Source organism: Flavobacterium xueshanense (genome assembly GCF_900112975.1).
Lineage (GTDB): Bacteria > Bacteroidota > Bacteroidia > Flavobacteriales > Flavobacteriaceae > Flavobacterium > Flavobacterium xueshanense.
Map to the genome: position 1 here is coordinate 1 of NZ_FONQ01000029.1, position 5533 is coordinate 5533.

Below are 5533 nucleotides of genomic sequence, written 5' to 3' on the forward strand. Positions count from 1 at the left end.
CTGAAAATGGTGATCCTTACGAAAATGCAATAGCAGAGAGAATAAATGGTATTTTAAAATATGAATTTTTACTAATAGATGGATTTATAAATCATGTACAGGCATTAAAAGCAATAAGGGAATCTATTGATATTTATAACCAAAATAGGCCTCACTTAAGTTGTCAAATGTTAACGCCAAATCAGACGCATTTACAACAAGTAATCAAATCAAAAAAATGGAAGAAAAAAACCTCGAAAGTTTTTACTTCCGAGGTTAATAATTAGTGTAATTTTAAAATCTAATTCGTGTCAACTTTTTTCAGGACTAGACACTTTTTTAACAAAAAAAATCGAATTGTTAAACCATATTCTTCAACAATTATAGAATTTAGCTATATTCGTAAATTCATAAAAACTACATTAAATGAAATATTTATTTTTTCTTTTTCTACTTTTTCTGTTCAATTTTGGGAATGCCCAAAGCGTTCAATCCCCATCGGGAAAAATAGCCTTAAATTTCAAATTAGCGGCTAATGGACAACCTTCATACGCTGTAAGTTACAAAAACAAAGCGGTCATTTTAGAAAGTGTTTTAGGCGTAAAATTAAAGGAAAAACCAGCTTTAGATGCTAATTTTGAAATCCTGACTTCAAAAATTTCTAATTTCAACGAATCTTGGAAACCGGTTTTAGGGGAACAATCCAGCATCGTAAATCATTATAATGAGCTTATAATTTCTTTAATCAACAAAGAATCTAAAGTAAAAATGAATATCATTTTTAGAGCTTTTGATGAAGGAGTCGCTTTCAGATACGATTTTCCAAAACAAGCGGAGCTGAATTATTTTATCATTTCTGATGAGGTTACGCAATTCAATTTAACCCAAAACAATAAAGTATTCTGGATTCCAGGAGATTTCGACAGCAATGAATACGAATACAATGAAACTAAATTTTCAGACATTGATAATAGTAAAATCAATATGAACAACGGAATTGGAGTAAAATCGATTCCTGGTAAATATATGGTGCAAACGCCATTGATGATGAAAGCGCCATCAGGATTGTATCTTAATATTTTTGAAGCGGCAGTGGTCAATTATCCGGTGATGCATTTGAATGCTGATGTGACAAATTACAAATTGAAAACCGAGTTGGTTCCTAATGCTATTGGTGATAAAGCCTATTTGCAAACACCATGCGTGTCGCCTTGGAGAACAATCATGATTAGTGATGACGCCAGAACTATCGTGGCTTCAAAAATGATTCTGAACCTTAACGAACCATCAAAATTAGAAGATACTTCTTGGATAAAGCCAATGAAATATGTTGGGATTTGGTGGGAAATGCATGTAGGGAAATCCACTTGGGATTATGCAGGCTCTCAAAATGCCACTAATTTTGCAGATGCACCAAAAGCGTCTGGAAAACACGGCGCTACTACTGAGAATACTAAAAGATACATTGATTTTGCTGCAAAAAACGGTTTCGACGGTGTACTTGTTGAAGGATGGAATGTAGGTTGGGAAGATTGGAACGGGAATTGGAAAGAGGAAGTTTTTGATTTTACAACGCCGTATCCGGATTTCGATATTGCGGCTCTTTCGGCTTACGCCAAAGAAAAAAAGGTTAAAATGATTATGCATCATGAAACATCGGGTTCTGTCAGTAATTATGAACGACACTTGGATCGCGCTTTTGATTTGATGAAAAAATACGAGTATCCGGCTGTAAAATCAGGTTATGTGGGTAAAATTATTCCACGTGGCGAATTTCATGATGGACAATCCATGGTGAACCATTTTAATTTTGTTGTAAAACGTGCTGCGGATTATAAGATTATGATTAATTCTCATGAATCTTCAAGACCAACCGGTTACGGAAGAACGTATCCTAATTATATTGCTGCCGAAGCGGCTCGTGGGAATGAATTCAATGCATGGAGTGTTGGAAATCCGCCTATGCACGAAACTATTTTGCCCTTTACCAGACAACTGGGCGGACCTATGGATTATACGCCGGGAATCTTTGAAATTAAAATGAGTTATTATGATAAAAATAAAACGGAGCAGGTTCATACGACTTTAGCCAAACAACTGGCTTTGTACGTAACGATGTATTCTCCGTTGCAAATGGCGGCCGATTTATTAGAAAATTACGAGAAATACCCGGATGCTTTTCAGTTTATTAAAGACGTTGAAACGGATTGGGATGAAAGTAAGTATTTAGAAGCGGAACCAGGAGATTATATTACGGTTGCCCGAAAAACAAAAGGAAAAGAAACTTGGTTTTTAGGAGCAATTACCGATGAGAATGCCAGAAAATCAAAGATAAAATTGGACTTTCTGACCAAAGGTAAAAAATACAAAGCCATTATTTATGAAGATACGAAAGATGCCGACTGGAAAAACAATCCAATTGCGTACCAAATCAGAACAATTGTGGTGACCAGCAAATCAAAAATTAATTTGAATTTGGCTCCGGGAGGAGGAACAGCAATCAGTTTTGAACCAATCCAATAATACTTAAATCCTGCAAGAATTTAAAACTTGCATGATTTTTTTTGAATATTACCTCAGATATTCGTTAAGAATTACGAAATTGCCACAGCAACCAAAACCAAAATTGTAAAGAAAAATACCAAAAAAGACCTAAATTTATTATGAAAAAATCAATTGTATTAGCCGCACTTTTGTTAGGTGGAATTACTGCTTTTGCGCAAACCAAAGACGAGCAAACTTTAAAGGAAATATACAAATCATCCTTGACCGATGCTAAATGTTATCCTTGGCTGGAGCATTTATCTAATACAATTGGATCCCGATTATCAGGTTCAACTGGAGCAGAGAAAGCGGTTTTGTATACCAAAGCGCAGCTGGAAGCACTAGGATTAGATAAAGTGTATCTTCAGGAAGTAATGGTGCCAAAATGGGTGAGGGGCGAAAAAGAAATCGCTTATTTACAAGTGGGAAAGCAAAAAATCAATTTCCTAATATGTGCGCTTGGTGGCTCAGTTGCCACTCCTAAAAAAGGAATACAAGCAGCTGTGCTGGAAGTAAACAGTTTAAAAGAATTAACCGCATTAGGGGAAGAAAAAGTAAAAGGAAAAATCATTTTCTTCAATAGAGCGATGAATCCTGAATTTATCGAAACTTTTAAAGCGTACGGAAGTTGTGTAGACCAAAGATCATCAGGAGCCAGAGAAGCTGGGAAACTCGGTGCATTAGCCGTAATTGTGAGATCGATGAATTTGCGCTTAGATGATTTACCGCATACGGGTGCAACTAATTATGGTGAAATCGCCAAAGGACAACGAATTCCGGCTGCTGCTATAAGTACAAATGGAGCCGAACTTTTAAGCAAAAGTTTAAAACAAAATCCAAACGCAACATTCTATTTCAAACAATCCTGTCAGACCTTTGACGATGTTTTATCGTATAATGTGGTAGGAGAGATGACGGGTTCTGAACATCCTGAAAGAATAATGGTCGTTGGCGGGCATCTTGATTCCTGGGATTTAGGAGACGGATCTCACGATGATGGCGCTGGATGTGTGCAAAGTATGGAAGTATTGAATATCTTCAAAAATATTGGGTACAAGCCTAAAAATACTTTGCGTGTGGTGTTGTTTATGAACGAAGAAAATGGTGTTAGAGGCGGTAAAGAATATGAAACACTATCTAATAAAAACAATGAGAATCATATTTTTGCTTTAGAAAGTGATTCGGGCGGATTCTCACCAAGGGGGTTTTCAATTGAATCTGATGAAGCTAATTTCAATAAAATCAGTAGTTGGGCCACTTTATTCGAACCATATTTAATTCACAAATTTGTAAAAGGACATTCCGGTGTTGATATTGGTCCTTTACAATCCAATCATATCGTAAAAGTGGGATTGCAACCGGATTCACAACGTTATTTTGATTACCATCATGCTGCCAATGACACTTTTGATGCTGTCAATAAAAGAGAGTTGGAACTAGGAGCAGCGGCTATGGCTTCTTTACTTTATCTGATGGATCAGAATGGTATAGTTAAATAAAAAACTCTAATTTGAAGGTGCTAAAATCATTCTTTTTTCAATATTTGAAAGAAATAGTGAAGGTGGCACCTTCATTTATGGTACTCTCCACTGCAATTTTTCCGCTCAAACTAGTAATTTGATTGTAAACTAAATATAATCCTATACCGTTACTATCTACATTACTATGGAATTTTTCGTACAATCCAAAAATCTTATCTTTAACTTTTTCCATATCAAAACCAAGTCCATTATCAGAAAAAATTAATTGGTTCACTCCGTTGACTTTTCTGGAATGGATGGTAATAACGGGTGCTTGATGCGGTTTTGTATATTTAATGGAATTAGTGAGTAAATTTAAAAAAACACTTTTGATGTATGCTTTGTTAAAAATAACTTGTTCAAAAGCTGAAAAATCAATATTAATAATTGCTCTTGAATCTCTTACCAAAGAATTTATAGAGGCAAGGACTTCGTGAAGGGATTCATTTAAATTTATTTCTTCTATTTGAGTATTGATACTCTCATTTTTAACTAATTTATCAATAGAATCATTTAAAGTTTGTTTTAAGTTTTCACTGGTTAATTTAAGAATTTCTATTAACTCTAACGTTTCTGGATCATTAATTTTTGAAACATCAATAAGGCTGAAAACAGAAAGCATGTTATTTATGGGAGACTTTAAATCATGTGAAGTTTTATGAGACAAAAGCGTAAGTTCCTTATTTATTTGTGTAAGATTTGTAAGAAGTAAATTCCGTTCTTCTTCAATTCTTTTTTTATGCGTAATGTTCTTGGCAATGGCATACACTAATTTCTCGGATTCGACAGGCATTGATGTCCATGATAACCAGACAATTTCCCCGCTTTTAGTTAAATAGCGGTTTTCAAAATTCAAAAGGGGTTTGTTTTTATATACTTCTTCCCTAGTTTCTATGGTAATTTGGAGGTCGGCTGTGTAAACAAAACTGCTGATTGGTCTGGAATATAATTCCTCTTCCGTAAAGCCTAATAATTTTGAAACAGCAGGATTTATTCTTTTGAAATAGCCATCAAATCCTGCAATGCAAATAAAATCAGCTGAGATATTAAAGAAATTATCAAAGTGATAGTCCGTTTTTAAAGAAGATTTAGTGATGTTATTTTTAGTCATTTATAATTTTAAAGAATTTTTTTGTAACTAGATTCAACTAATTAATGCAACTTTTAGGGGGGAGATAAAGACATTTTTTCAAAAGAAAGGACTTTTAAAAAGCCCTCTCTCTCGAATGGAATAAATGTTCTTTATTTGCTCCTGACCAAAGTTGTAAATAATGAGCCACTTAACCAGCGAACAAAGATACACAATCGGTGTATTATTAGATCAAAACTACAATAAAAGTGAAATAGCAATTCTTATAAATAAGGACAAATCTGTTATAACACGTGAATTAAAACGCAATTGCGATTTACGCAGTGGTAAATACAGTTCTGAATTAGCTCAGCGAAAATACGATAAGCGTCAAATAAATAAACCTAAAAAAGTTTATCTT

General features: G+C 34.3%; 5 protein-coding genes. 4 read left to right on the plus strand and 1 reads right to left on the minus strand.

Features of this window, described 5'->3' with window-relative positions; translation table 11 throughout:
- The 3 genes from BMZ76_RS15610 to BMZ76_RS15620 form a co-directional block, all read left to right on the plus strand.
- Positions 1-266, plus strand: a 266-nt coding sequence (locus BMZ76_RS15610) for an integrase core domain-containing protein (RefSeq protein WP_143071115.1), incomplete at its 5' end; no start/stop codon positions are given.
- Positions 267-405: 139 nt separating this feature from the next.
- Complete coding sequence (locus BMZ76_RS15615; RefSeq protein WP_091209271.1) at positions 406-2502, plus strand: glycoside hydrolase family 97 protein; 2097 nt, start codon at positions 406-408, stop codon at positions 2500-2502.
- Positions 2503-2642: 140 nt separating this feature from the next.
- Positions 2643-4022 (plus strand): M28 family peptidase, encoded by a 1380-nt coding sequence (locus tag BMZ76_RS15620; protein ID WP_091209274.1) that lies wholly within the window; start codon positions 2643-2645, stop codon positions 4020-4022.
- 37 nt (positions 4023-4059) lie between these two features.
- On the opposite strand, the gene BMZ76_RS15625 is transcribed toward BMZ76_RS15620, so the two are convergent.
- Positions 4060-5154, minus strand: coding sequence for a PAS domain-containing sensor histidine kinase (locus tag BMZ76_RS15625; protein WP_091209277.1), 1095 nt, complete (start codon positions 5152-5154; stop codon positions 4060-4062).
- A 160-nt stretch (positions 5155-5314) separates the two neighbouring features.
- On the opposite strand from BMZ76_RS15625, the gene BMZ76_RS15630 reads away from it, so the two are divergent.
- On the plus strand, positions 5315-5533 hold a 219-nt coding region (locus BMZ76_RS15630; RefSeq protein WP_143071099.1), incomplete at its 3' end, for a helix-turn-helix domain-containing protein.

What these genes read in the sequence shown, in the direction of transcription:
- BMZ76_RS15625 (WP_091209277.1), bottom strand. Translation starts at nt 5,154, where the DNA reads ATGACTAAAAATAACATCACTAAATCTTCTTTAAAAACGGACTATCAC.
- BMZ76_RS15620 (WP_091209274.1), top strand. Translation starts at nt 2,643, where the DNA reads ATGAAAAAATCAATTGTATTAGCCGCACTTTTGTTAGGTGGAATTACT.
- BMZ76_RS15615 (WP_091209271.1), top strand. Translation starts at nt 406, where the DNA reads ATGAAATATTTATTTTTTCTTTTTCTACTTTTTCTGTTCAATTTTGGG.